Raw genomic sequence first — 24,546 nt, 5'->3', positions numbered from 1 at the left:
TGGGGCGCGGTCGCTTGGTGGGGGCACGCCGGGCTGGCTTAGCGGATTGCGGTGCCTATGTGGGGTGGGCAGCGGTGTTGCCGAGTGGATCGCGCCGACCGGGCATAGATGCACAGACGCCCCGCCCATCCACGAGAAGGGCGGGGCGTTGGAATGAGGGTCATGCTCCGTGGCACGTCTCGTACGGCCGCCCCGAGCCGCACCAACACGCCGCCCCCCGCTGCGGCGGCCATTCCACCGCCCGCCCCCGGGCCGCCAGGGTCGTGGCGTACTGGGGGAGGAGGTCAGGGTCTGCCGGGGACGTCGCCTCTGAGGCTGCGAAGGCCTCGTACGAGGGGACCGTTCCCGTGACGATGCCGAGGTTCGGGGTGCCGGAGGTGGAGAGTTCCCTCAGGGACGCCTCTATCGTCGTCAGGTGCTCCTCGTGGGAGGGGTACTCCGTGGTCAGGGTCGGGTACGTGTCCAGGAGTTCCGCCAGTTCGTCCTTGGGCCAGTGCAGGACCGCCACCGGGAACGGGCGGGACAGGGCCTCGCGGTAGGTGCCCAGCTCCGCGCGCAGGCGGGAGATCTCCGCCTCCAGTTCCGCCGGGTTGTCCGAGCCGAGGGACCAGACGCGTTTGGGGTCGTGGAGTTCGTCCAGGGACACCGAGGACGAGTGGAGGGTGTCGGCCAGGCGGTCCCAGTCGTCGTGGGCGACGCCGAGCATGCGGCGGACCCGGTGGCGGCCGAACAGCAGAGGGTGCGTGGAGTACGGGGGCTCCGGTACGTCGGTCAGGAGCAGGCGCGCTCCCTCCGTGAACGTCTCCTGGGCCGCCTCCAGCTCGTCGTGGGCCTCCAGGGCCTCCGCGACGATCACCCAGGGGGCCGGGTCGCGGGGGGCCGCCGCGCGGACGCCGGTGATGATGGCGCGGGCCTCGGCCTCGTGGCCGTACTCCCAGAGGTTGGAGGCCTTGAGGGCCCGTACCAGGTAGGGGTTCTCCAGGCCGGTCTGGGAGGAGAGCAGGCTGTCGTAGAGCGCGGTCGCGGCGGGGCGGTCGCCGGCGAGTTCCAGGTGGGCCGCGGCCTGCAGGAGCAGGGCTTCGGCGTCCTCGGGATACAGGCCGGCGGTCCGCTCCAGGCGTGCCGCTTCGGCGGTGTGGTCGACGTTCTCGGCAGGCGTGTCGGGGCGCATGGACGACACCGTACTGCCGATGGCCTACGCAGGCGGAGGGAGGCGGGGGAGGATGCGGTGAGATGTGCGCAGGTCGTCGGTCCGCGAGGGGCGGTGCGAGGGCGGATCACTTCGTTCCGGTTCAGGGGGAGGGGCGGGTCTCCGCAGGCGTGGGGATGGGCGGCTCCCTGGCGGGCGGTGTGGTGCGTGCCGCGTACGTCATCACCGCCACCCCCGTCAGCACGATCGCCGCGCCCACGTACAGCGGGGCCCGGGGGCCGAGGCCCGCGCTGATGGCCAGGCCGCCCAGCCAGGCGCCGAGGGCGTTGCCGATGTTGGAGGCGGAGACGTTGGCGCTCGCGGCCAGGGGGACGCCGTGGGCCTGGTCGGTGACGCGGGTGATCATGCCCGGGACCGGGGCGAAGCCGAAGACGCCGAGGAGGAAGACCAGGGTGACGGCGGCCGGCTTGCTGCTCGCCAGGAGGCCGAAGGCCGTGAGGGTCGCGGTCAGGGCGGTCAGGCTGATGACGAGGGTGCGGTCGCGGTCGTGGTCGGCGCCGCGGCCGCCCGCCATGTTGCCGGCGACCAGTCCGGTGCCGTAGACCACGAGCAGCCAGGGGATGTCGGTGTCGGCGAAGCCGGTGACCTCGGTGAAGGTGTATGTGAGGTAGCTGAAGGCGCCGAACATGCCGCCGTAGCCGAGGGCCGTGGCGGTCAGGGTCAGCCAGACCTGGGTCGAGCGGAAGGTGCGGAGGTTCGTGCGGAGGCCGGTTCGGTACGGCGATACCGTGCCCGCCGAGGAAGGGACCAGGGCGGCTATGGCGGCCAGGGCCACCACCCCGATCCCCGTGATCGCCCAGAACGTCGCGCGCCAGCCCCAGCGTTCGCCGATCAGGGCGCCGAAGGGGACGCCGAGGACGTTCGCGACGGTCAGGCCGGCGAACATCACCGCGACGGCGCGGGAGGCCCGCTGGGGCGGGACGATGCGGCGGGCCACCAGGGAGCCGATGCCGAAGAACGTGCCGTGGCAGAGGGCGGCCACCACGCGGCCCAGAAGCATCACCGGGTAGTTCGGGGCTACGGCACTGAGCAGGTTGCCGGCGACGAACAGGGCCACCAGGCCGATCAGGACCGCCTTGCGGTGCAGGCCGGCCGTGAGGGCGGTGAGCGCGATCGCGCCGACGGCCACCGCGAGGGCGTATCCGGAGATCAGCTGGCCCGCGGTGGCCTCGGACACCTGGAGGTCGCGGCCGACCTGGGGGAGCAGGCCGGCGATCACGAACTCGGTCAGGCCGATGCCGAAACCGCCGAGCGCGAGCGCGGCGAGACCAGGCCCGGGACGCGGTCCGGGACGTGGTCCGGGGCGCGGTCCGGGGGCGGGCCCCGGACCGCGGTTCCCGTGGGGGGAAGTACGGCTTCCCAGTCAGATCACCACCCCGTCTATCTGCAGGGTCTGCACCGCCTTCGCGGCGAAGGGGACGGCGACCGTCTTTCCGCTCAAGTAGGTGTCCGAGTACGACTTGTAGAGGTCGCCGCCCGTCGTCACCGTGTTCCAGCGCGGCACCAGACCGCCCGAACCGCCGCTCACGGTCGTGAAGTTGGAGAGGTTGAAGGTCAGGGTCTGGGCGGAGGTCGAGGTGTTGAGGGCGACGATCACCAGGCGCCTGGCGGAGGAGTCGTAGGCCGCCACCGCGTTGCTCACGCCCGTGTCGAGGATCTTCATGCCGGGGCGGATGTGCCGGCTGAACTGGGCCATCGTGTAGTACTTCGTCTGCACCGCACCCGCCTGCAGGGTGCTCGCGTCGTACGCGATCATCGCCCAGTTGGTGGACGGGTCCATGACCTGCCAGTAGACCCAGGCGGTGGGGTGCAGCCAGCGGAAGTCGTAGAGGAGGTTGAAGGCGAGGGTGTAGCCGGTGCCGTCGTTGTCGCCGGTCTCGGAGTTCCACAGGGCCTTGCCCGCCGTGGTGACCACGTCCGTGTAGAGCAGGTCGCGGCGGCCGCCGGAGCCCTGGTAGCCGTGGACGTTGACGCGGTCCACGTACCCCTTCGTGGTGGAGCTGAAGGAGTTCCAGGTGGTGCGGGCGAGGTCGTAACTCGTCTCGTCGGACGCGGAGATCTTGGTGCCCGTCAGACCCCGCTTGTCCAACTCGCTGCGCAGGTACGGCAGTACGGCGGACTGGACGGTCGAGTCGATGTGGCAGCCCTCCTGCGTGCCGGTCGCCGTCCACCAGCTGGAGCTGGGCTCGTTGAAGGCCTCGACGGTCGCGAAGTTCACGCCCCAGTTGTTCTTGGCGTAGAGGGCGACCGCGGCGAGGTGGGAGGCGTGCTGGCGGTAGTTCCAGGACTGGAGGTTGTTGCCGCCGTCCGAGGCGCCGGAGGGGTTGTGGTTCAGACACATCCACCACATGGGGGAGTTGGCGAACAGCTCGGTGGTCGCGCCGCGGGCCACCGCCTTCGTCAGCATCGCGCGCTGGGTGGCGTCCGCGGTCCACTTCCAGGCCGAGGAGGTGGGGTCCTCGTTGTTCCAGTCCTGCCAGTAGCCCTCGATCTGCTTGAAGGCGGGGATGTTGGGGGAGGCGACCATGGTCGTGCCGCCGACGCTGTTCCAGCTGCTCGCGCCCAGGTTGTAGCGGGCGATGTTCAGGCCGAGGCCGGGAAGTGAAGTGCCGTTGTACGTCGTCGACTTGGTGGTGAAGAAGATGTCGGCGAAGTCGTCCCGGCCGCCGAAGACGTTCGCCCACCAGGCCAGCGAGGTGCCCCAGCCCTCCCAGGTGCCGTACGACGTTCCGGGGCTGACGCTGATCGTGGCGTCCGCGCGTGCGGTGCCGGTCGCGAGGGCGCTGCCGAGGAGGGTGCCGCCGGCCGCGGCCAGCAGGGTTCTGCGTCTGATCATGGCTGCTACTCCGCTTCGCTCACGGGCCTGGGCGCACCGGTCCCTGAACCGGTCGCGAGGCCCGGCGTGGTGGCCTGTCCCGTTGGTGCCAGCACGAAGCATCGGGTGTGACGGGTGGGGTTGTCGATAGCTACGACAGCCCTTTCTAAAACCTATGTACGAAGTACCGAACAACCGCCGAACGGTGCGTGTGGCTGGTGAGTTGAGGGTCGGCCCCTTATGGTGCGGGCGGCCCGGTGCGAGGCCCGGTCCAGGAGGCGGCGCGAGGAGGTCTGCGGATGCGCGTTCCCGTCGTGCAGCACAGCACCCGGCGCCGCTCGGCCCGGCGCCGGCGCGCGCTGTGGAGCGGGGCCGAACTCCTCGTCACCGTCGGGGTGGTGCTGCTCCTCCTCGTCGTCCACCAGCTGTGGTGGACCAACCGGGAGGCCAAGCGGGGCGCCGAGCGGAAGGTGGAGGCGCTGGAGCGGGAGTGGGGGCAGGGCGGGGGAGGCGCGGAGGGTGGTGGCGGCGGGTCGGGTACGGCCGTGACGCCGGCGGTCCCGCGGTCGTACGGCGGCTCGGGCGGCGGGGGCGGTGGTACGGGGCGACGGACCACCGCCGTACGGGAGTCGAGCCCCTCCTGGTCCCAGGCGTACGCCGTGCTGATCATCCCGCGCCTCGGCCTGCGCGTCCCCGTCGCCGAAGGTGTCGGCAAGCAGGCGGTCCTCAACAAGGGGTACGTCGGCCACTACCGCGGCACCGCTCAGCCGGGCCAGGCGGGCAACTTCGCCCTCGCCGGCCACCGCAACACCCACGGCGAGCCGTTCCGCTACCTCAACCACCTGCGGATCAGGGACCTGGTGGAGGTGGAGACGCGCGAGGCGACGTACACGTACTCGGTCGACAAGACCCTGCCGCAGACCTCGGCGCGGGACTCCGGGGTCATACGGCCGATTCCGCGCTCTGTCGTCAAGCCGGGTCACGGCTACGGCCAACCCGGCTACTACATCACGCTGACGACGTGCACACCGGAGTTCACGTCCCGGTACCGGATGGTGGTGTGGGGGAAGCTGGTGTCGATGCGGCCGAGGGGCTGAGTCATGGACGGGCGTGGGGAGTTCAGCCGCCTCAGGCGCGCTCCCGCAGCGCCAGCACCGCCACCGCCGCCAGCAGCGCCATCCCCGCCGACACCACCAGAGCGACGTTCGCGCCGTGGCCCAGGCCGCCCCCGGAGGACGTGACGATGGCGATCGTCAGGGCGACGCCGGCGCAGGAGCCGATGTAGCGGAAGGTCTGCTGGGCGCCGGAGCCCATGGCCGCGCGGGCCGCCGGGACGGATTCGACGGAGAGCAGGGGCAGGGCGGCGTTGAGCAGGCCGCTGCCCACGCCCCCGAGGACGAGGCCCGGCAGAAGGCGGTGCCAGGTGCCGGAGTCGATGGCGCCGAGCATCGTCAGGACACCTGCGGCGTGCAGGGTGAAGCCCGCGGCGAGCTGGTGGCGGGGCGGCACGCGGCCGGCCAGGCGCTTGGCCTGGAGGGCGACCAGGAAGGACAGGCCGGACCAGAGCAGGAACAGCCAGGCCGTGTCCATGGGGGTCAGGCCGAGCACCTGCTGGAAGAGGACCGGGAAGAAGCTGAAGAGGCCGATCACCGCCAGGCCCGTGAACAGTCCGCCGGCCGAGGAGGCCAGGAAGCCGGGGCGGCGCAGCAGGGTCAGGTCGATCATCGGGGTCGCCGTGCGGAGTTCCACCAGGGCGAACAGGCCCAGCAGGACGACGGTCGCCAGGAACAGCAGGCCGACCTCGGGGCGCAGCCAGCCGTCGCGGCCCAGCGTGAGTGCCGCCACCAGGGAGACCAGCGCCAGGCCGAAGGTCAGTGCGCCCACGATGTCGGGGCGTCCGCCTCTCGGGGAGCGGGACTCCGACAGCGTACGGACGCTCAGCGCCGTGACCAGCAAAGTCGCGGCGCCCAGGACGCCGTACGCGAACCGCCAACTCGGCAGGGAGCCCGCGAGCAGGGGGCCCGCCGCGATGCCGCCGCTGACGAAGGCGCCCCAGACTCCGGTCGCGTGCAGGCGGCCGCGGGGGGTCGGGAAGGCGTGCACCAGCAGACCGAGGCTGCTCGCCAGGATCGCCGCGCTCGCCGCGCCCTGCGCGACGCGGGCCAGGGTGAAGAGCCAGGTGGAGGAGGCCAGGGCGCCCAGGGCCGTGGTGATGCCGAGGGTGAGGGTGCCGAGGAGGAAGATCCGGCGGCGACCGTAGTCGTCGGCCAGGCTGCCCGCCACCAGGAGGAGGGCGGCGAGGCCGAGCGGGGTGCCGTTGATGAGCCAGGCCTGCGCGGAGAGCGGGGTGTGGAGGGCGGCGGCGGTGTCGGGGAGCGTGACGATCGGCGCGGTGTACGTCATCAGCGTCACGGCGGTCGCCGCGCTGGTCAGGGCGAGGGTGGCGCGGGGATGAGGGGGCGCCTCGGGATGGGGTGCGGCTGGCTGGGAGGCGGTTTGGTGGGAGGCGGTCCGGTGGGGTGCGGGGCTGGCGTGCGGGGCCTCGGAGGGGGTGAGGGTTCGTTCATTGAACCTAGTCATGTGGGCCACCGTAACACCGTAGGTTCGGTCATTGAACCAACCTCGAGAAAAATGGTTACAGTGGACGGCATGGCACTGGGCAAGGACTACGCGACACAGGAGTGCTCCATCGCCCGCGCGCTGGAGGTCATCGGCGAGCGGTGGACGCTGCTGGTGATCCGCGACGCGCTCTACGGCGTCCGGCGCTACAACGACTTCCTCGTCCACCTCGGCATCCCGCGCGCGGTCCTCGCCGCCCGTCTCCAGACGCTGACCGCGGAGGGGATCCTCGAGAAGCGCCGTTACCAGGAGTCGCCGCCGCGTGACGAGTACGTCATCACCGAGCGCGGCATCGCCCTGTGGCCGGCCCTCCGCTCGCTCGGCATCTGGGGCCGCGAGCACTTCCACGAGCCCCGGATGCGCTACTTCCGGCACGCCGACTGCGGCACCGAACTCGGGCCGTACGGCGAATGTCCCGCGTGCGGAACTCTCGTACCGGTCGCCGACGTTCTCATGGTGCCGGGACCCGGTCTCAGTCCGGACCCGGCCGATCCGGTCAGCAAGGCGCTGCTCAAGCCGAAGCGTCTGCTGGAGCCGGTGGCGACCACGAGCGCCTAGGGGGGAGGGGCATGATCCGCGAGCGTGCGGCCCGGGAACGCATGTATAGCGACCGTGTGCTCCGCGACCGCCTCTCCGCGCGTCCCCTCGCCGTGCTCCTCCTGCTGCTCCTCCAGCTCGCGCTCCTCGACGCCGGCACCCTCACCGCCACCGTCGCCCTCGCCGCCACCGCGGCCGTCGGTGCCGCGCTCGCCGCCTGCGCGCTGGTCGCCGCGCGGATCGCCCCCGCCGTGCCGCCGACACGCGTGCGTACGGCGATACGGGACCGGGCCCGTCGTACGGCCTTCCTGCCCCAGCGCGACCCCGACGCCAGAGGACGCACCCGGCCCCGAGCCCCCGGAACCGCCCTCCCGGCGACCGTCGCGTAGGGACACGTCCGTGACCCCGCGCGGGTCGTCATGCCGCAAGCACCGCTCTCACCCCGGCATGACCCTCGGAGGGTTCACCCATGTCCGTCTTCACCGTCTTCGCCGACGTCGTCGACCAGCTCGCCGACCTGCTCCAACCGCTGTTCGGCGCCGCGGCGGCGGCCGCCGCGATCGTCCTGTTCACTGCGCTCGTACGACTCCTCGTGCATCCTCTGTCCCGGGCCTCGGCCCGCGGGCAGAAGGCCCGGACCGCCCTGCAGCCGAAGATCGCCGAGCTGCGCAGACAGCACGCCAAGGACCCCGAGAAGCTGCAGAAGGCGGTGCTGGAACTGCACGCGGAGGAAAAGGTGTCGCCGCTGTCGGGATGCCTCCCCGGGCTGCTGCAGCTGCCCGCGTTCTTCCTGCTGTACCACCTCTTCTCCAGCCCGAGGATCGGCGGGGAGAGCAACGGCCTGCTCGACCACCGGCTGCTCGTCGCGCCGCTCGGCGGGCGGTGGGCCGACGCGCTCGGGAGCGGGGGCGTGTTCGGGGCGGCGGGACTCGTGTACCTGGGGCTGTTCGTCGTGGTCGCGGCGGTGGCCGCCTTCAACTACCGGCGCACCAAGCGGACGATGGCCGTCGGCAGCCCCGTGCCGGCGGGGGAGGGGGAGCAGGTTCCGGGGCTGGGAGCGGTGACCAAGGCGATGCCGTTCATGTCCTTCGCCACGCTCTTCACCGTGGCCGTGGTGCCGCTGGCGGCCGCGCTGTACGTCGTCACCAGTACGGCGTGGAGCGCGGTGGAGCGGGCCGTGCTGTACCGGTGACGGGGCTACGGTCCAGTACGTGAACCGGGTATTGCATACCGCACGCCGAGCTTGGAGGATCGACCAGTCCTCCGATGGCTGCACCCATCGGGCGGGCGCCCGCGATCGAGGGAGACTGTGACCATGAAGCTGCTGCGAGTCGGTACGGCGGGAGCGGAGACGCCCGCACTGCTCGATGCCGAGGGGGTGCTGCGGGACCTGTCGGGTCTCGTGGCCGACATCGACGGGACGGTGCTCGCCGACGACGCGGCACTCGCGCGGATCCGCTCCGCGGGCGACGCCGGTGAACTGCCTGCTCTGGATGCGGCGGGGCTGCGGGTCGGTTCGCCGCTCGGGCGGATCGGCAAGATCGTGTGCATCGGGCTCAACTACCACGACCACGCGCGCGAGACCGGGGCCGAGCCGCCCGCCGAGCCGGTCATCTTCTTCAAGGCCGCGGACACGGTGGTCGGCCCGAACGACACGGTGCTGGTTCCCCGCGGCTCGGTGAAGACCGACTGGGAGGTCGAACTGGCGGTCGTCATCGGACGTACGGCCCGCTATCTGGAGTCGGCGGACGAAGGGCTCGCGCACGTCGCCGGGTACGCCGTCGCGCACGACGTGTCCGAGCGGGAGTTCCAGATCGAGCGGGGCGGGACCTGGGACAAGGGGAAGAACTGCGAGACGTTCAACCCGCTGGGGCCGTGGCTGGTGACGGCGGACGAGGTGCCGGATCCGCAGGCGCTGTCGTTGAAGCTGTGGGTCAACGGGGAGTTGAAGCAGGACGGGACGACGGCGGAGCAGATCTTTCCCGTGGGGGAAGTCGTGCGGTACGTCAGTCAGTTCATGACGCTGTATCCCGGGGACGTCATCAATACCGGTACGCCGGCGGGGGTGGCGTTGGGGCAGCCCGAGCCCAAGCCGTTCTTGCGGGCCGGGGATGTGGTCGAGCTGGAGATTTCGGGGCTGGGGCGGCAGCGGCAGGAGCTTAAGGATGCCTGAGGGGTGGGGAGCTGCGCGACGCGGGCGAGTGCGGGTTCGTTGTGGCTGATCGCGCAGTTCCCTGCGCCCCTGACAGCTAGGCCAGTAGAGACGCGAGGCGGCGCCAGGACTCTCGTGGGAGGTGGTCGCGGGCGCCGCCGTCGACCACCTGTAGGGCCACGTGGTCGGCGCCCGCTGCGAAGAAGGCGTTGATGCGGGTGTTGATGGTGGTTTCGTCGCCCCAGGCGAAGACCGCGTCGACCAGGCGGTCGCTGCCGCCGTTGGCCAGGTCCTCCTCCGTGAAGCCGTGGCGGAGGAAATTGTTGGTGTAGTTGGGGAGGGCCAGGTACATGGCCAGGTAGTCGCGGGACACCGCGCGGGCCCGGGCCGGGTCCGTTTCCAGGACCACCTTCAACTCCGGGGCCAGCAGCGGGGATTCGCCCAGGATCTCGCGGGCGTACGCCGTGTGTTCGGGGGTGACCAGATACGGGATCGAGCCCGCCGCGCGGTCGCGGGCCAGCTCCAGGCTGCGCGGGCCCAGGGCGGCCAGCAGACGGCGGTCGGCGGGGACGCCCGCCTCGTCGAGGGCGTCGAGGTAGGCGACCAGCGCGGAGTACGGGCGGCGGTACTGGTCCGCGAGCTTGGCGTGGCTCACGCCCAGGCCCAGGACGAAGCGGCCGGGGTGGGACGACTCCAGGCCGGCGTAGCCCGCCGCGCTCTCCACCGCCTCGTACTGCCAGATGGACTGGATGCTGGTGCCGACGGTGAGCGTCGAGGTCGCCTCGAGAAGGGGTGTGGCGTGCCGGGGCGCGCTGCTGCCGCCGAGCCAGACGGCGCCGTAGCCGAGCTGCTCCAACTCGGCTGCGGCTTCCGCGAGTTCGCCGCGGCGGGACGGGTCCTCCGAGCGCAGGGCGACGCTCCAGACGCCGTAGCGGCCGACGGATTCCTTCAGGGTGTCACTCACGGGTTCCCTTCCCTCCGGTCGGTGGCACGTACAACCGCTTACAACCACGTACAACGGTTGCCAACCGGAGGAGGGCCCAGGATCTTCCCCTTGCGGGCGTCAGCGCTTGAGGAACTCCTCCAGCGCCTCCACCACCAGCCGGTGATCCTGCAGCTGCGGCAGTCCGCTCACCGTCACCGCGCCGATCACGCCGACGCCCTCGACGGTGATCGGGAAGGAGCCGCCGTGGGCCGCGTACTCGTCCGGGTCGAGGCGGGAGGAGTCCTCGAAGGTCGTGCCCTTGGCGCGGAAACGGGCGCCGACCAGGTAGGACGCGGAACCGTAGCGTTCGACGACCCGGCGCTTGCGGGCGATCCAGGCGTCGTTGTCGGGGGTGGAGCCGGGCAGGGCGGCGTGGAAGAGCTGCTGGCCGGCGCGGTGGATGTCGATGGCGACCGGGGCCTGGCGTTCCCGGGCCAGTTCGACGAGCAGGGAACCCAGGGCCCACGCGTCCTCGTGGGTGAACTGCCGGAAGACCAGGCGCCGTTCCTGCGCCTCCAGTTCCTCCAGCGGCGGGGTGAGCTCCGGGTGGAACTTCGGGGTCAGCTCGGTGTTGTGCGTCACAGCTTCACCACCACTCCCTCGCGGGCCGAACGGCGGGCCGCCTCGAGCACGTCGAGCGCGGCGGCCGCCTCCGCGGCGGTCACCGGATTGGCGCCGTCGCCGTCGAGGGCCCTGGTCACGGCCGCATAGTACGCGGGGTAGTCCCCGGGCAGGGTTGGTACGGGAGTGCCGCCGCCGGTCGCCGGGGACTCCCCGGAGCCGACCCGGCCCCACGCCGACTCGGGCTCCCGCCCCCAGTCCGGACCCGGGCGCTCGCCCTCGCGCAGGGCCGCCTCCTGGGGGTCGAGGCCGTACTTGACGTACCCCGCCTTGGAGCCCAGCACCCGGAAACGCGGGCCGAGTTGGGCGGTGGTGGCGGAGACGTAGAGGTGGGAGCGGACGCCGCCGGCGTGGGTGAGGGCGATGAAGGTGTCGTCGTCGGCCTCGGCGCCGGGGCGGCGGACGTCCGACTCGGCGTACACAGCGGTGACGGGGCCGAAGAGGGTCAGGGCCTGGTCGACGATATGGCTGCCGAGGTCGTACAGCAGACCTCCGATCTCCGCGGGGTCGCCGGACTCGCGCCAGCCGCCCTTGAGCTGTGGGCGCCACCGCTCGAAGCGGGACTCGAACCGCCACACGTCCCCCAACTCGCCCTCGTCGAGGAGCTGTCGGAGGGTGAGGAAGTCGTTGTCCCAGCGGCGGTTCTGGAAGACGGAGAGAAGGAGCCCGCGGTCCTCGGCGAGGGCGGCGAGCTCGCGGGCCTCGGCCCCGGTGCCGGCGATCGGCTTGTCGACGACGACCGGGAGGCCGGCCTTGAGCGCGGTGGCCGCCAGCGTCACGTGCGTCTTGTTCGGCGAGGCGATGACGATCAGGTCCAGCTCGGCGGACCGCGCGAACAGCTCGTCGGGGGTGGCCGCGAGGCGCACGTCCGGGAACTCGGCGCGGGCCTGCTCCTGCCGCTCCGGGTTGGAGGTGACCACCGTGTCGAGGACGAGGCCCTCGGTGGCGGCGATCAGCGGGGCGTGGAAGACAGAGCCCGCGAGCCCGTAGCCGACGAGGCCGACGCGGCGGGGAGAGGCAGTCGTACCAGTCATGCCCTCCACTTTCGCAACGCTGTTGCCAAAGCGCAAGTGGCGAAGACAATGGAGGCGTGAACCTGAATGGAGGGGTGAACCTTCTCGCCCTGCGCAGCCACAATGCCGCCCTCGTCCTCGACCTGCTGCGCACCGCCGACGCGGACGGCATCAGCCGGCTCGAGCTCGCCGAGCGGACGGGACTCACCCCGCAGGCCGTCAGCAAGATCACCGCGCGGCTGCGGGCCGACGGTCTGGTGGCGGAGGCGGGGCACCGCGCCTCGACGGGCGGCAAGCCGCGGACGGTGCTGCGGCTGGTGCCGGAGGCCGGGCACGCGGTCGGAGTGCATCTGGACCGGGACGAGCTGCGGGCGGTGCTGGTCGACCTGACGGGGACCGTGGTGGGGGAGCGGCGGGCCGCGCTGGACTTCGGGGCGGGGGCGGAGGCGGTGGTGCGGACGGTGGCCCGGGAGGTGGAGGCGTTGACCGGCGTCGGCGACGCCGAGGCGTTGACGGGCGCCGGGGGAGTCAAGCCGTCGGCGGACGGCGGGGCGGCACTCGGCCACCTCGCCGAGGCGTCGGCGGTCGTACGCCCAATCGCACCTCCGCCCCGCTCCCTCCTCGGCGTGGGCGTCGCTCTCCCCGGGCCCCTCGATCACGCCCGTGGGGTGTTGCACCGGGTCACCGGGTTCCCTGAGTGGGACGGCTTCCCCTTGCGGGACGCGCTCGCGGGGCGGCTGGGGACGCCGGTCGTCGTCGACAAGGACACCAATGCCGCCGCGCTGGGGTTCGCCGTCGCCGGGGAGCGCGGATCGTTCGCGTATCTGCATCTGAGTACGGGGCTCGGGGCCGGGCTGGTGATCGGCGGCACCGTCCACCGCGGTGCCCGGACCGGCGCCGGAGAGTTCGGGCACCAGGTGGTCCGGCTCGACGGACCCCTGTGCGGCTGCGGCAACCGGGGCTGTGTCGAGGTGCTGTGTCTCGACGCCGTGGCTCGCGGTGACCTCGCCGAGGCGGCCCGGGTGCTCGGCGTCGGGGCCGGCAACCTGGTCGCGCTGCTCGACGTGGACGTCGTCCTGCTGGGCGGCCGTACCGTCGCCGCCGCGCCCGAGGCCTTCGTACGGGGCGTCGCCGCCGTCGTCGAGGAGCGGGCCCGGCGCGGCGGCGAGGAGCCGGTGCCGGTGCGGCTCGCCTCCGGCGAGGTCGCCGAGGGTGCGGCGCAGCTGCTGCTGGCGCCGCTGTTCGGGCGGGCGGACGGCTGAGCCGGAGCCGCCGGCGCCCGTCTCGGCCGATCGAGGGGATCGAGGGCGCCGTACGGAGCGGCACACCGAAACCGCCGCCCGCACCCGGCATGGTCATGTGTTCATGCGACTGCACACGCCCCTGTCCCCCTGCCTAGCAGCAGCCGCCCTCCTCCTCCCCGCGGCGACCCCCGCGTCCGCCGCCCCCGTCCCGAGCTGCTCCGAGGGCGGCCGTTTCCCCCTCACCTCCCGGATCCGCGGCGGCCCCGACACCTACGAGGCCGGCGGCGGTTACGGCACCTGGTACCTGGACCTCACCAACACCACCACCCGGACCTGCGCGGCCGTCCACCCCGTCGTCGTGCTCGTCGACGACAAGCGGGCCCTGAAGCCGGACCAGCCCCGCCTGGACTTCTACGACACCCACGATGACGGCCACCCGCACCCCGTTCGTTTCGTGCGGACCGACGAGGACGAACTCGTCGGCGCCTTCGACGACGGCCTCCCCGGCTTCACCGTCGGCCCTCGCCGGACCGTCAGCGTCAAGGTCCGTCTCGCTCTCGCCCCCGACACCGCCCCGAACGACGTCACCGTCAACGCGGCCGTCGTCCAGCGGCACCAGGACGACGGCGACTGGGTCGGCCAGTCCGGCGACTACCGCTTCCGTGTCGCGCAGGGCGCCCCGGACGCTTCCACCCCCGGCCCGTCCAGCCCCTCCGCCTCGCCGGGCCCCCTCCCGGATCTGCCCTTCGCCGACGAACTCGCCCGCACCGGCCTCGGCACCCCCGGTGCCGTCCTCGCCGCCGTCACCGCCGTCCTCCTCGTCACCGGTGGCGGGCTGCTGCTGGCCCGCAGGCCCGGAAGGCGCCGCTGAGACGGCCGTTCCCCAAGATCTGGCCAGTGTCTAGGCTGGGGAGCCCAGGCAGCACCGCGCACGGGCGTACGGCAGGAGAACGCGCACATGGCAGAACGCAGGCCCATCGAGTCGTGGCTCACCGACATGGACGGTGTGCTCATCCACGAGGGCGTACCGATCCCCGGTGCCGACGCCTTCCTGAAGAAGCTGCGCGAGTCCGGACGGCCCTTCCTGGTGCTGACCAACAACTCCATCTACACCCCGCGCGACCTGCACGCCCGCCTGCGGCGCATGGGGCTGGACGTGCCGGTCGAGTCCATCTGGACCTCGGCCCTGGCCACCGCCCAGTTCCTGGACGACCAGCGGCCGGGCGGCTCGGCGTATGTCATCGGCGAGGCGGGCCTGACCACCGCCCTGCACGACATCGGGTACGTCCTGACCGACCACGAGCCCGACTATGTGGTCCTCGGCGAGACCCGCACGTACTCCTTCGAGGCCATGACCAAGGCCGTACGGCTCATCCAGGACGGCGCCCGCTTCATCGCCACCAACCCCGACGAGACCGGCCCCTCCACCGAGGGGCCGCTGCCCGCCACCGGCGCCGTCGCCGCGCTCATCACCAAGGCGACCGGCAGGAAGCCGTACTTCGCGGGCAAGCCCAACCCGCTGATGATGCGCACCGGGCTCAACGCGATCGGCGCCCACTCCGAGACCAGCGCGATGATCGGCGACCGCATGGACACCGACGTGCTGGCCGGCATGGAGGCCGGGATGCAGACGTTCCTGGTGCTCACCGGGCTGACCCGGCCGGAGCAGATCGAGGACTTCCCCTACCGGCCGTCCAAGGTCGTGGACTCGATCGCGGATCTCGTCGAGCGGGTCTGAAACCCGTCACCACCCGTTCGGAGCAGCACGGGCCCCGCTGCGGATGCGGGGCCCCGCCGCACGGGGGAGTCTCCAGGTGTCTGGAGGTTCACGATGGGTTCAGCAAGAATCACTCTCTGTGCGGCGGCGGTGGCTGCGGCGGTCGTCTCCTTCGCCCCGGCGGCTCACGCGCGGGACGGGGGCGTGTCGGTCACCCCGGCCTCCCCGGCGCCCGGCAGCGATGTCGCCCTGCGGGTCGGCGACTGCGCCGAGAAGACCGCCACTGCCGTCTCCGCCGCCTTCGTCGCGGACGTCCGGCTCGCCGTCACGGACGGCGCGCTCGTCGGCGAGACCCGCATCCGCTCGTCCCTCACCGTGGGCACCTACGACGTGACGATCACCTGCGGCAGCTCCGAGCGCAAGAGCACGATCACCGTCGTCCAGGGCACGGGCCGGCCGGCGACTCCCACCTCGCCCTCCTCGCCGGTCGCCCCCGTGCCCGCCGGCGGTGGCGGCACCGCACACCTCGCCGCCACCGACGCGCACGCGGCCGGCCCCGGTACCGCACACGCGGTGACCGGCCTGGTGCTGGCCGGGGCCGCCGCTGCCGCCGTCGCCGTGCTCAGCGGGCGCCGGAGACGCGGAACGGGCTGACCATGTCCGAACACGAGCGGTCCTCCGGCTCGGGCCGGCTGCTGACGGGCGTGGCCTGGGCGGTACTGCTGCTCGGGCTGTGGCTCTGGGGGCGGGGCGTCACCGACCTGCGGCAGGGCATATCCGCGCCGGCCACCGGCGACATGGCGGCGGTCGGACGCCCGCCGGACGCGGAACTCCCGCCCGCGGTACGCCCCTTGGGCGACGCGCTGCCGCAGCGGCTGGACATTCCCGACCTGCGGGTGCAGGCGCCGGTGGTGGCGCGGGGCCTGGACGCGAAGGGGGCGGTCGATCCGCCGCCCTTCGACCAGGCGGGCGTGGTCGGGTGGTACGCGGCCGGGGCCAGGCCCGGGGCGGCCGGCACGGCGCTGATGGTCGGGCACGTCGACACCGAGACCCGGCCCGCCGTCTTCTACCGGCTCAGCGTGCTGAAGCCCGGCGAGACGGTCCGGGTGGTCCGGGACGACGGCAAGGTCGCCGAGTTCACCGTCGACGACGTGCGGGTCATCGCCCGCGACGGCTTCGACGCCCAGAAGGCCTACGGGCAGCGCCAGTCGGGGCGGGCCGAGCTGCGGCTGATCACCTGCGGCGGCAGCTTCGACCGGGCGCGCGGCAGCTACACGGCGAACGTGGTGGTGTCGGCGTACCTGACGGGCAGCGGACTGTAGAACGCGCGGGGGTGACTCGAACTCCTGGACAACCCTTGGCGTCCCTGGGGTGTCTGAAGGGTGGCGGGACGAGAGGCGTCCCGTGGGGAGGGACACGGATGACCAACCGTCAGCGCAAGGTGGGGGCGGTGCTGGCCGCCTTCGCGGCCGCCGTCGCCGCATGGCTGCCCACCACGTCCGCGCAGGCCGCGGACGGGCCGGTGGTGCACATCTCCGTATGGAACGACGACATCGGCATTCCCATCCCGGCCCAGGATCCGCCGCAGATCAGCTGGGGTCTGTACAACGACGGCCCCGGAGCCGCGAAGGACGTCACCATCAAAGCGGACTTCAGCAAGGTCAAGGACTGGGTCACGGCCGACGGGGAGTCGGTCGACACCTACACCTGGTCCACGATCGCCAACGTCAAGGAGGGCAGCAACGCGGGCTACATCCTGGACCTGAGAGCGAAGCCCGGCACCCCGCTCGGCACCAAAGGCACGGTGACCCTGAGTGGCACGTCGTCGAACGGAACCGTGGTCTCCACCGACGTCGAAGTGACCGCGGGCAACGTGGAGTTGTCGGTCAACCGGCTGACCGACCGCAAGGGCGACAAGCCCGGCTCCACGATCGAGAACCCGGTCACCATCAGCAACACCGGCTCGCTGCCCGCCCATGGCGCCCAGTTGCAGATGCGTACCACCGTCGGACTCTCGTACGCGGACCGCTACTCCAACTGCGTCTACTCCACGGTCAGGGACCCCGACTACCAGGCGACCCAGCAGGCGCTGTGCACCTTCGACACGGTGCTCGAGCCGGGCAAGCGCTACCGCCTTCAGCAGCCGGTCAAGCTGGACGTCGGCAGCCAGGCGCTGTTCGAGTACTTCCAGGACGACGTCCTGGCCTCGCCCGGTGACCCCGCCGGGATGTTGTCCGGCGACAACAAGCTCTCCCTGGTCGAGGACGGCCCGGCGACCCCCGGCGGATCGAAGACCGGCCGCCAGGTGATCACCGTCGACAGCACCGCCGACATGGTGGCCGGCGGTGACAAGGCCAAGGGTGCGCCGGGTGATGTGGTCCCCGTCGACATCTCCCTCAGCAACGAGGGCCCGGGCTGGGTTCACTACAACCTCAGCGACGACCAGCCGGCGCTGCTGTTCACCGTTCCCACCGGCACCAAGGCGGTGGAGATCCCCAAGGAGTGCAGCGTGTGGAGCGAGGAAGCGCAGGCGGGCTCCGGCGAACAGACGCCGGGGGCACCGCAGTACGTCTGCGATCCCCACGACAACACCTTCGCCGTCGGGGACACCCGTACCTTCCACTTCGGCCTGAAGATCCGCAAGGGTGCGAAGACCACCACCGGTGAGGTCAAGGCGATGACGGCGTACGGCAACGTCATGACCTTCGACCACAACCACGCCAACGACACCGCGGCCGTCACCGTCAAGGTCAAGGGCGCCGGCAGCGACACCGGCGCCTCGCCCTCCGCGTCCGCCACCACGTCGGGTAGCGACGACGGCAACGCCCCCACGACCCAGACGGTGGCCGACACGGCCGCGACCGGCTCCCTCGCCAGCACCGGCAGCAGCAGCGTGCTGCCCGTCGCCGCCGCGGTGGGCGCGGGCGCGCTGCTCGTCGGTGGCGGTCTGGTGTTCGTCGTCAGGCGCCGCAAAGCCTGACCGCGGGTACGGCCGGAGCACCCGGCCCGGTCGGCGGCCCGCTCCCCTGAAGCCGCCGACCGGGCCGGTCCTCAACCGCGCGCGCTCGGGCTGCGGGAGTGACCCGGCGCCGGCGCGGGAGGTTCGGGGCCGCAGTGATGCGCTGCCGACCGGGGCTCGGGCCATCTGAGACGACTCTAGAACGGACGAGCACCGGAGCCTAGAGGGTGAATGACGCCAGGTCCCGCTGTGGTGGCTCTCCGTCATACGTGCTGGTGGCCCGCGCCTTCACGGGCGCTGTAGGTCTTTCCGAGGTGTAACAGGTCGCCGACAAGGCCGGGACGGCCTCGTGGGCGGCTCGGGTCGTATGTCAGGATTGATACCACGACCGTTGCACCCAAGGGGGGGTTGGATGTACGGCAGCAGGGGGGCGTGTGCGACCGCGCTGGGGGCTGTGCTGCTGGTCGCCGGATGCTCCTCCTCAGGAGGCGGCGGCGACCACAAGGCCGGCGCGACGATCACCCAACAGCCCAAGGAGAGCGACCCGTTCTGGGTCAACCCGGACAGCAACGCGGCCCGGCAGGTGAAGGCGTACGCGAAGTCCGGCAAGGACACCGACGCCGAGCAGATCCGCAAGATCGCCGAGCAGCCGACCGGCGAGTGGATCGGCCCGGAGAACCCCGAGCAGGAGGCCCGGGGCTTCACCGAGGCCGCCGACAAGGCGGGCCGCACCGCCCTGCTCGTCCTCTACAACATCCCGCACCGCGACTGCGGCCAGTACTCCCAGGGCGGCGCCTCCGACGGCAACGCCTACCGCGCCTGGATCGACGCGGTGGCCGCCGGCATCGAGGACCGCGCGGTGATGGTCGTCCTCGAACCGGACGCCGTGCTGCACCTGGTGGACGGCTGCACCCAGGGCCAGTTCCAGGAGGAGCGCTACAACCTGCTCGGCTACGCGATCGACAAGCTGAAGTCGCTGAAGTCGACCAAGGTCTACCTGGACGCGGGCAACGCCGGCTGGGGCCACCCGGACCAGATCTTCCAGCCCCTCATCCGCGCGGGCATCGCCCGGGCCGACGGCTTCGCCGTCAACGTCTCCAACTTCTACCCCACCCAGGACTCCATCGCCTACGGCAAGCAGCTCTCCGCCAAGGTCGGCGGCAAGCACTTCGTCATCGACACCAGCCGCAACGGCAACGGCCCCTACACGGGCGGCGATCCGGCCGAACGCTGGTGCAACCCCCCGGACCGGGCGCTGGGCGAGACCCCGACGACCAGGACGGCGGACGACCTGGTGGACGCCTACGTCTGGGTCAAGCGCCCGGGGGAGTCGGACGGCACCTGCAAGGGGGGCCCGAAGGCGGGCCAGTGGTGGGCGAGTTACGCACTCGCCCTTGCCAAGGCAAGCAAGTAGCCGACGGCTACGGCACCTTGACCCACTGCGCCTTCGAAGGCGTCCCCTGATCGTCGTCGACGAACAGCATGTACCAGCCGGACGTCACCAGGTTCCGGTTCTTCGGCATGGTCACCGTGATCTTGTTCCCGGACGTCGTGAAGTCCAGCGCGACCGACCGCTGGTCGACGTCCGTCACATGTGTCGACGCGCTCGGCCGGATCAGCCGTACCTTCTTGATCGCAGAGGCCTGCGGAGACGTGAACGTCCCCGTCCCGCCGCGGGCGATGGTCTGGGGACCGCCGGACAGCGACGGGCGTGAATCCCGGTAGAGGTACGGCGGCGTGTAGATCTCGATCCGCTGCTCGAACGTGCCCGGTTTGGTGTTGGCCTTGTCGCCGTAGAGCGAGTCGGATCCGAAGAACATCACCCGCCCGTCCGGCAGCAGGATCGACCCGGAGTGGTAGTTCCGCCCCACCAGCGGATCCGCCACCCGGTCGAAGGAGTTGGTGTCCGGGTGGTAGATCCGCGCCTGGAGGATGTTGGAGGCGCCGCGCCCCCGGTAGTCCTCCGAACCGCCGGACACCAGCACCGTGTCGTCCGGCAGGATCGAGGACTGCGGATAGCGCGTGCCCTTCTCCAGCGTCGGCCCGTCCACGAAGTGCGGGTTCTTCGCCTTCAGGTCGATCAGCCGCGTCTTGTTGCTGGACAGCTTGGACTCGCCGACCCCGCCGCCGCCGATCACCATGAACTTCTCGTCCTGCGCGGGCGGCAGCAGCACCGTCCCGGACGTCTCCATCCGGTTGGCGTCGCTGAGCCCGGGCAGCTTGGTGAACTGGTTGGTGTCCACGTTCCAGATGCCCGGGTCACGGCCGACGTTGTCCGGGCCGTAGCCCGCGTTGGACCCCGAGTAGAAGATCTTCCCGTTCTGCATCAGGAACAGCGCCGGGTAGGTCGGGAACTGGCGGATCTTCTTCGTGTACGTCCACTTCTTGCTCGCCGGGTCGAAGATCTCGTTCTTGCCCGGGACCAGCTGACCGATGTCGTCGAGCCCGGAGACGCTGAGGATCTTGCCGTCGCTCAGGGTGGTGAGTGTCGGGTACCAGCGGGCCTCGTTCATCGGGTCGACCTTGATGTACTTCTCGGCGACCGGATCGAACTCGAAGGCGTCCCGGATGCCCTGGAAGTCCTTCTTGTCCAGGGCGAGTTTCTGCGCGATGCCGTAGGTGTTGCGGGCGTCGGCGCCGGTCAGCCCCTGGATCGTGTAGTTGTCCTGGGTACCGGTCTCGTACTTGGTGCCGCTGAGCCTCGCCTCGACGTAGATCCGGCCGAGACCGGGGTCGTTGCGCAGGAACCGGCCGGTCTTCGGGTCGAAGACCTTCTTCGCGCGGGGCACCAGCACCGGGTCCTTGGAGACGAAGGTCTTGCCGTTCTCCTTGCCGGTGAACACGGTCCCCGCGGGCAGTGTCATGGGCTTGTCCGGGTTCTCGTTGTGCACCACCATCAGCCCGCCGGCCTTGGTGACGTCACCCTTCAGCTTCTCGTAGCGCTTGGTGCCGCCCGCGATCAGCAGATTGCCGTTGGCCAACTGGGTGTGCCCGGTGCAGAACAGGTCCTTCGGCGTCGGGATCTTCTTGATCGTGCCCTTCACCGGATCCCAGATCCGGGTGTCGAACTTCTTCGCGTTGAAGTTGTCCTGGTTGTTGCCCGACCCGGCGACCAGCAGCACCTTGCCCGTCCGCAGCAGCGCCGCGTGGATGGTGTCCTGGCGGTACTCCTTCGGGAACTCGATGATCTGCCAGTGCCCGTTGTCCGCTTTGTACTCGGGTCTGTTGATCTGGTACTGGTGGTACTTCTCGGTGCTGAAGCGGTAGAGCCAGGGCCCGTTCATCCCGGCCAGCGCCAGCACCACCGCCGTCCCGATCGCGAGCCGACGGGCGCGGCGGTGGCCTGCACGGTCGTTCATTCCTTACTTCCCCCGAGTCCCCCGAGTGCGATCTGCATCGTCTGGTCGTCGCCCAGGTCCGAACCTCCCTGCGAGGAGGCCCAGTTGGGCTTCTGTCCGGTGCCGTGCCGCGGCGTCTGCCGCTCCGGCAGCGGTCGCGGCTGGTACGGCACCGCGAGCGGGGCGTCCTGCGGCTCGGCCTGCTCCTGCGCCGACGGAGCAGGCTCCCGCTTGGCCCGGCGCAGCTGGTACCGCCAGGCGAAGATCGGCGACGCGGTGATCAGCAGGGCGAAGGAGGCCCAGACGAGCATCGCGGGGTGCGAGTGCCCCAGGGTGAGACCGGCGGCGATCGAACCGCCGAAGACCAGGATGAAGAACAGGTGGATGCGGAAGGTCCCGAGCAGTGTGTCCGGGCTGGCCGAATCGCCCTTGGGCGTCACCACGAACTTGGACTTGCGGCGCAGTACGGCGTCCATCAGGGAGCGCGCGTAAATGGGCGCCGACAGCGCGGACATCGCCATGCCCGCCACTCCGCCGGAGCCCTCCGGCTCGTGCGGGGAGACGTTGTGCCGGCGGTTCCAGACGTACAGACCGATCTGCAGCGCGGAGGCGTTGCCGTACAGCATCAGCCACACGGTCGGGTCGATGTTCACACCCGAGGCGCCCAGACCCAGGAACAGCGCGCAACTCAGCGCCGCCAGGATCCAGTTGAGGGCGGACATCGGGTAGAAGATGATCATCATGGTGTAGTTGAAGAGCTTGCCCGGAGGCAGTGAGAACCAGCCCTTCCAGTACTGCTTCAGGATCGTCTCGTACGTCCCCCGCGACCAGCGCAGCTGCTGGGTGAAGAAGTCCGTCCAGGCCGCCGGGCCCTCACCGACCGCGAGCACGTCCGGGGTGTAGACCGACTTCCACTTCCGGCCCGTCGCCGGGTTCTTGTGGCGGTGGATCTCGAAACCGGTCGCCATGTCCTCGGTGATCGAGTCGTACAGACCGCCGATCTGCTTGAGCGCGCTGATGCGCACGGCGTTCGACGTACCCACGAACATCGGGGCGCCGTAGAAGTTCCCGGCCCGCTGGATGAGGGCGTGGAAGAGGAACTGCTGGGACTCCGCCGCCTTGGTGATGGGGTTGTCGTAGTTGCCGTACACCTGCGGGCCGATGACGAAACCGACGTTCGGGTCGCGGAAGAAGCCGAGCATCCGCTCCAGGTAGTTGGGCAGCGGCACATGGTCGGTGTCGACCGAGGCGAAGTAGTCGTACGCGTCACCGTGCGCCTGGAGCCAGGAGTTGTAGTTGCCGTGCTTGGTCCTCGCGCGGAACGGCCCCTTCTTGCGGTTCCACTCCTCGACGCCCTTGCGGGAGAAGTGGTGCACGCCCAGGCGCGCGCAGACCGCCTTCACCTCGTCGTCGTCGCCCTCGTCGAGCAGCCAGACGTGCAGCAGGCCCCGGTGGCGCAGTCGCACGGCCGCCTCGAGGGTCCTGGTCACCATCTCCAGCGGTTCCTTGCCGGGCACGTAGGTCGTGATGAAGGCGACCCTCGTGCCGGTCTCGGGCACCACCGGGACCGGGTCGCGGGCGACCAGGGTGGCGTGGGCGTTGGACAGCACGTTCATGCAGCGGAAGAACTCGATCAGACCGATCGAGACCAGCATGACGACGTCCAGCGCCGGCAGGAAGTCGTAGGTGGGGTAGTCGCGTTGGGTCCAGTGCTCCGGCTGCAGCAGCCAGGCGAGCAGGACCAGCGACAGCAGGGGCGCGGCGCCCAGCATCAGGGCGGCGCGGACCCGGTGCGGCTCCTGCGAGAGCAGCGAGCGGTACTGCACCTTGTAGGGCTTGTCGGGGTCGGGCTGCGTGAGGGGGCCGGCCAGCCTGCTGTAGTGCTCGTAGTCGTATCTGGGCAGTGTTCTCTTGATCCGCCGGAACTGGCCCGTGTGGCTGTTCCTTTGCGAAGGCACTCGTAGTTGTGTGGTTTCTGACGGGTCGGAGTTATGCCGGGCGCCCGTCGGCGTCGACGTCATGAGTCATTACCCCCCACACGCATGTCGCCGCGTGTTGTGTCGGTTCTCCTCACACCTGCTGGCGGTCCCCCTCGACCTTCGCAGGCGCAACGGTGGCTGGCCGCAGTCGCCGCACTCTCCCCACTCAGGACATGGAACGGCGGCCGTCCGGTTGCATGAATGCCCCCCTCGGCATCCGCTGGCGAACGGGGCCCCTATCCCCGCAGAACAGGCAACCGCTTACTACTCCCCCAACTGTCGCGTAACCGCGGCATCTTGGACACAGGGTTCTACGGCGTTCCTCATGATCGCAAGACGCGAAACGCGGTGTTTACCGGTCATACGCGTTCATTGGGACGCGTGTGGGGGTCCTGTGGATCTGCTGTGGACAGGCGGGCGCGGATGTTGCCGAAGTGCTCCCTTATGGCCGCCTCGGCCCGTATCGCGTCCCCGGACCGCACCGCGCCGAGGATGTCCCGGTGCTGCCGGCAGGTGACCTTCGGGTTCTGCGGGGTGCCCCCGAGGTCGGTGTGCACCCGGTGGAAGGCGTCCCAGAACGCCTCCAGGACCTCGCCGAGCAGGACGTTGTCCAGGCCCCGGTAGAGAGTGGCGTGAAAGGCGCGGTCGGTGTCCGCGAGACCGGCGCCGCCCTGCGCGGCCTGCTCCTCCATGCGTACGACGAGCGCGTCGAGTTCGGCGAGCTCCCGCTCCGGGATGCGCCCCGCGAGCCGGGAGACGAGCCCCGTCTCGACCGCCTCGCGCAGCTCCAGCAGCTGCAGCAGGGAGTCCTCGCCCCGGTAGTGCCCGGCGACCGTGCGGAAGGCGAGGCCCTCGATCATCGGGGCCAGCGACATCGGGCCGACGTACGTGCCGAAGCCGTGCCGGATCTCCACGATCCCCATCGCCTGCAGCGCCTTGAGCGCCTCGCGCACCGAGTTCCGGCTCGCCCCGAGATACTCCATCAACTCGGGCTCCGTCGGCAGCGGGGCCCCGGAGGAAAGTCGGCCGTCGATGATGAGCTTCTTGATCCGCTCCTGGAGGTCACGCGCTGCCATGGCCAGAGAGTATCCGGCCAAACAGCCGACAGCCCCCTCGTTCGAACGAGGGGACTGCGGTGCGCGCGGCTGTGCAGAGCAGGCTTCGGGAACCCCGGGGCGCCGGGGTTCGGGCGAGGGGGCTGCGGTGCGCGCGGCCGTGCTGTGCAGTGCTTCTTGACCCCGGGTCGCCGGGGTGCCGGGGCTGGGCATGATCCCGGGCACGTACGCGTGCCGTACGAACGCGTCGCTCTCGCGCAGTTCCACCGCCGTCTCCGAGCCGTCGTCGTGCAGCAGACACA

At 70.9% G+C, this 24,546-nt stretch carries 21 protein-coding genes and 1 pseudogene; 12 read left to right on the top strand and 10 right to left on the bottom strand.

From position 1 onward, the window contains the following. Positions 1–160: 160 nt before the first annotated feature. From ABZZ74_RS18560 to ABZZ74_RS18550, 3 genes and pseudogenes are all read right to left on the bottom strand, one after another. A complete protein-coding gene (locus ABZZ74_RS18560) occupies positions 161–1,171 on the bottom strand; it encodes an SEC-C domain-containing protein (RefSeq protein ID WP_356766127.1) in 1,011 nt (336 codons plus the stop codon). A gap of 121 nt (positions 1,172–1,292) precedes the next feature. After that, a pseudogene (locus tag ABZZ74_RS18555) lies at positions 1,293–2,480 on the bottom strand (MFS transporter); the annotation flags it as partial. Between the two features lie 93 nt (positions 2,481–2,573). Next, a complete protein-coding gene (locus ABZZ74_RS18550; RefSeq protein WP_356766125.1) occupies positions 2,574–4,046 on the bottom strand; it encodes a beta-1,6-galactanase in 1,473 nt (490 codons plus the stop codon). Between the two features lie 278 nt (positions 4,047–4,324). Between ABZZ74_RS18550 and ABZZ74_RS18545 the strand changes: the two genes are divergently transcribed. Beyond that, positions 4,325–5,122, top strand: a complete 798-nt coding sequence (locus ABZZ74_RS18545; RefSeq protein WP_356766123.1) for a class E sortase — start codon at positions 4,325–4,327, stop codon at positions 5,120–5,122. A 31-nt stretch (positions 5,123–5,153) separates the two neighbouring features. Here the strand turns inward: ABZZ74_RS18545 and ABZZ74_RS18540 are convergent, their stop codons facing one another. Continuing rightward, positions 5,154–6,605 carry an MFS transporter gene (locus tag ABZZ74_RS18540; protein ID WP_356766121.1) on the bottom strand — a complete coding sequence of 484 codons (1,452 nt, stop codon included), beginning with the start codon at positions 6,603–6,605 and terminating at the stop codon, positions 5,154–5,156. A gap of 69 nt (positions 6,606–6,674) precedes the next feature. Between ABZZ74_RS18540 and ABZZ74_RS18535 the strand changes: the two genes are divergently transcribed. From ABZZ74_RS18535 to ABZZ74_RS18520, 4 genes are all read left to right on the top strand, one after another. Then, positions 6,675–7,202, top strand: coding sequence for a helix-turn-helix domain-containing protein (locus tag ABZZ74_RS18535; RefSeq protein ID WP_356766119.1), 528 nt, complete (start codon positions 6,675–6,677; stop codon positions 7,200–7,202). Positions 7,203–7,243: 41 nt separating this feature from the next. Beyond that, entirely contained in the window at positions 7,244–7,570 is a 327-nt protein-coding gene (locus ABZZ74_RS18530; protein ID WP_356766362.1) for a DUF6412 domain-containing protein, read from the top strand. Between the two features lie 80 nt (positions 7,571–7,650). Beyond that, on the top strand, positions 7,651–8,373 hold the full coding sequence (gene yidC / locus ABZZ74_RS18525; protein ID WP_356766117.1) for a membrane protein insertase YidC: 723 nt from the start codon (positions 7,651–7,653) through the stop codon (positions 8,371–8,373). A 123-nt stretch (positions 8,374–8,496) separates the two neighbouring features. Next, entirely contained in the window at positions 8,497–9,354 is an 858-nt protein-coding gene (locus tag ABZZ74_RS18520) for a fumarylacetoacetate hydrolase family protein (RefSeq protein ID WP_356766115.1), read from the top strand. Positions 9,355–9,430: 76 nt separating this feature from the next. On the opposite strand, the gene ABZZ74_RS18515 is transcribed toward ABZZ74_RS18520, so the two are convergent. The 3 genes from ABZZ74_RS18515 to ABZZ74_RS18505 form a co-directional block, all read right to left on the bottom strand. Beyond that, positions 9,431–10,297: an LLM class F420-dependent oxidoreductase gene (locus tag ABZZ74_RS18515; RefSeq protein WP_356766113.1), complete on the bottom strand. Its 867-nt coding sequence runs from the start codon at positions 10,295–10,297 to the stop codon at positions 9,431–9,433. Between the two features lie 99 nt (positions 10,298–10,396). Next, positions 10,397–10,900: a heme-degrading domain-containing protein gene (locus ABZZ74_RS18510; protein ID WP_356766111.1), complete on the bottom strand. Its 504-nt coding sequence runs from the start codon at positions 10,898–10,900 to the stop codon at positions 10,397–10,399. Next, complete coding sequence (locus ABZZ74_RS18505; RefSeq protein ID WP_356766109.1) at positions 10,897–11,973, bottom strand: Gfo/Idh/MocA family oxidoreductase; 1,077 nt, start codon at positions 11,971–11,973, stop codon at positions 10,897–10,899. The genes ABZZ74_RS18510 and ABZZ74_RS18505 overlap by 4 nt, the downstream gene beginning before the upstream one ends. A 56-nt stretch (positions 11,974–12,029) precedes the next feature. Here ABZZ74_RS18505 and ABZZ74_RS18500 point away from each other — a divergent pair, with 56 nt between their 5' ends. From ABZZ74_RS18500 to ABZZ74_RS18470, 7 genes are all read left to right on the top strand, one after another. Then, positions 12,030–13,214 carry an ROK family transcriptional regulator gene (locus ABZZ74_RS18500; RefSeq protein WP_356766107.1) on the top strand — a complete coding sequence of 395 codons (1,185 nt, stop codon included), beginning with the start codon at positions 12,030–12,032 and terminating at the stop codon, positions 13,212–13,214. 103 nt (positions 13,215–13,317) lie between these two features. After that, positions 13,318–14,067 (top strand): hypothetical protein, encoded by a 750-nt coding sequence (locus tag ABZZ74_RS18495; RefSeq protein ID WP_356766105.1) that lies wholly within the window; start codon positions 13,318–13,320, stop codon positions 14,065–14,067. Positions 14,068–14,154: 87 nt separating this feature from the next. Beyond that, the gene (locus ABZZ74_RS18490; protein WP_208783615.1) at positions 14,155–14,934 is read left to right on the top strand and encodes an HAD-IIA family hydrolase; all 780 of its coding nucleotides are present in this window, start codon (positions 14,155–14,157) and stop codon (positions 14,932–14,934) included. 93 nt (positions 14,935–15,027) lie between these two features. Further along, the gene (locus tag ABZZ74_RS18485; protein ID WP_356766103.1) at positions 15,028–15,567 is read left to right on the top strand and encodes a hypothetical protein; all 540 of its coding nucleotides are present in this window, start codon (positions 15,028–15,030) and stop codon (positions 15,565–15,567) included. Between the two features lie 2 nt (positions 15,568–15,569). Beyond that, positions 15,570–16,235, top strand: a complete 666-nt coding sequence (locus tag ABZZ74_RS18480) for a class F sortase (RefSeq protein ID WP_356766101.1) — start codon at positions 15,570–15,572, stop codon at positions 16,233–16,235. A 98-nt stretch (positions 16,236–16,333) separates the two neighbouring features. Continuing rightward, positions 16,334–17,893 (top strand): LPXTG cell wall anchor domain-containing protein, encoded by a 1,560-nt coding sequence (locus ABZZ74_RS18475; protein WP_356766099.1) that lies wholly within the window; start codon positions 16,334–16,336, stop codon positions 17,891–17,893. A 391-nt stretch (positions 17,894–18,284) separates the two neighbouring features. Continuing rightward, positions 18,285–19,286, top strand: a complete 1,002-nt coding sequence (locus ABZZ74_RS18470) for a glycoside hydrolase family 6 protein (RefSeq protein ID WP_356766097.1) — start codon at positions 18,285–18,287, stop codon at positions 19,284–19,286. A 7-nt stretch (positions 19,287–19,293) separates the two neighbouring features. On the opposite strand, the gene ABZZ74_RS18465 is transcribed toward ABZZ74_RS18470, so the two are convergent. The 3 genes from ABZZ74_RS18465 to ABZZ74_RS18455 all read right to left on the bottom strand — a co-directional run bounded on the left by ABZZ74_RS18465 (position 19,294) and on the right by ABZZ74_RS18455 (position 24,265). Beyond that, positions 19,294–21,231, bottom strand: a complete 1,938-nt coding sequence (locus tag ABZZ74_RS18465) for a kelch motif-containing protein (RefSeq protein WP_356766095.1) — start codon at positions 21,229–21,231, stop codon at positions 19,294–19,296. Next, entirely contained in the window at positions 21,228–23,231 is a 2,004-nt protein-coding gene (locus tag ABZZ74_RS18460) for a glycosyltransferase family 2 protein (RefSeq protein WP_356766093.1), read from the bottom strand. The genes ABZZ74_RS18465 and ABZZ74_RS18460 overlap by 4 nt, the downstream gene beginning before the upstream one ends. A 317-nt stretch (positions 23,232–23,548) precedes the next feature. Beyond that, entirely contained in the window at positions 23,549–24,265 is a 717-nt protein-coding gene (locus ABZZ74_RS18455) for a FadR/GntR family transcriptional regulator (RefSeq protein ID WP_356766360.1), read from the bottom strand. Positions 24,266–24,546 lie beyond the last annotated feature (281 nt).

It is taken from the genome of Streptomyces sp. NPDC006476, assembly GCF_040612015.1.
Classification (GTDB): Bacteria; Actinomycetota; Actinomycetes; order Streptomycetales; family Streptomycetaceae; genus Streptomyces; species Streptomyces griseorubiginosus_B.
This window is presented reverse-complemented; position numbering and strand designations above follow the sequence as displayed.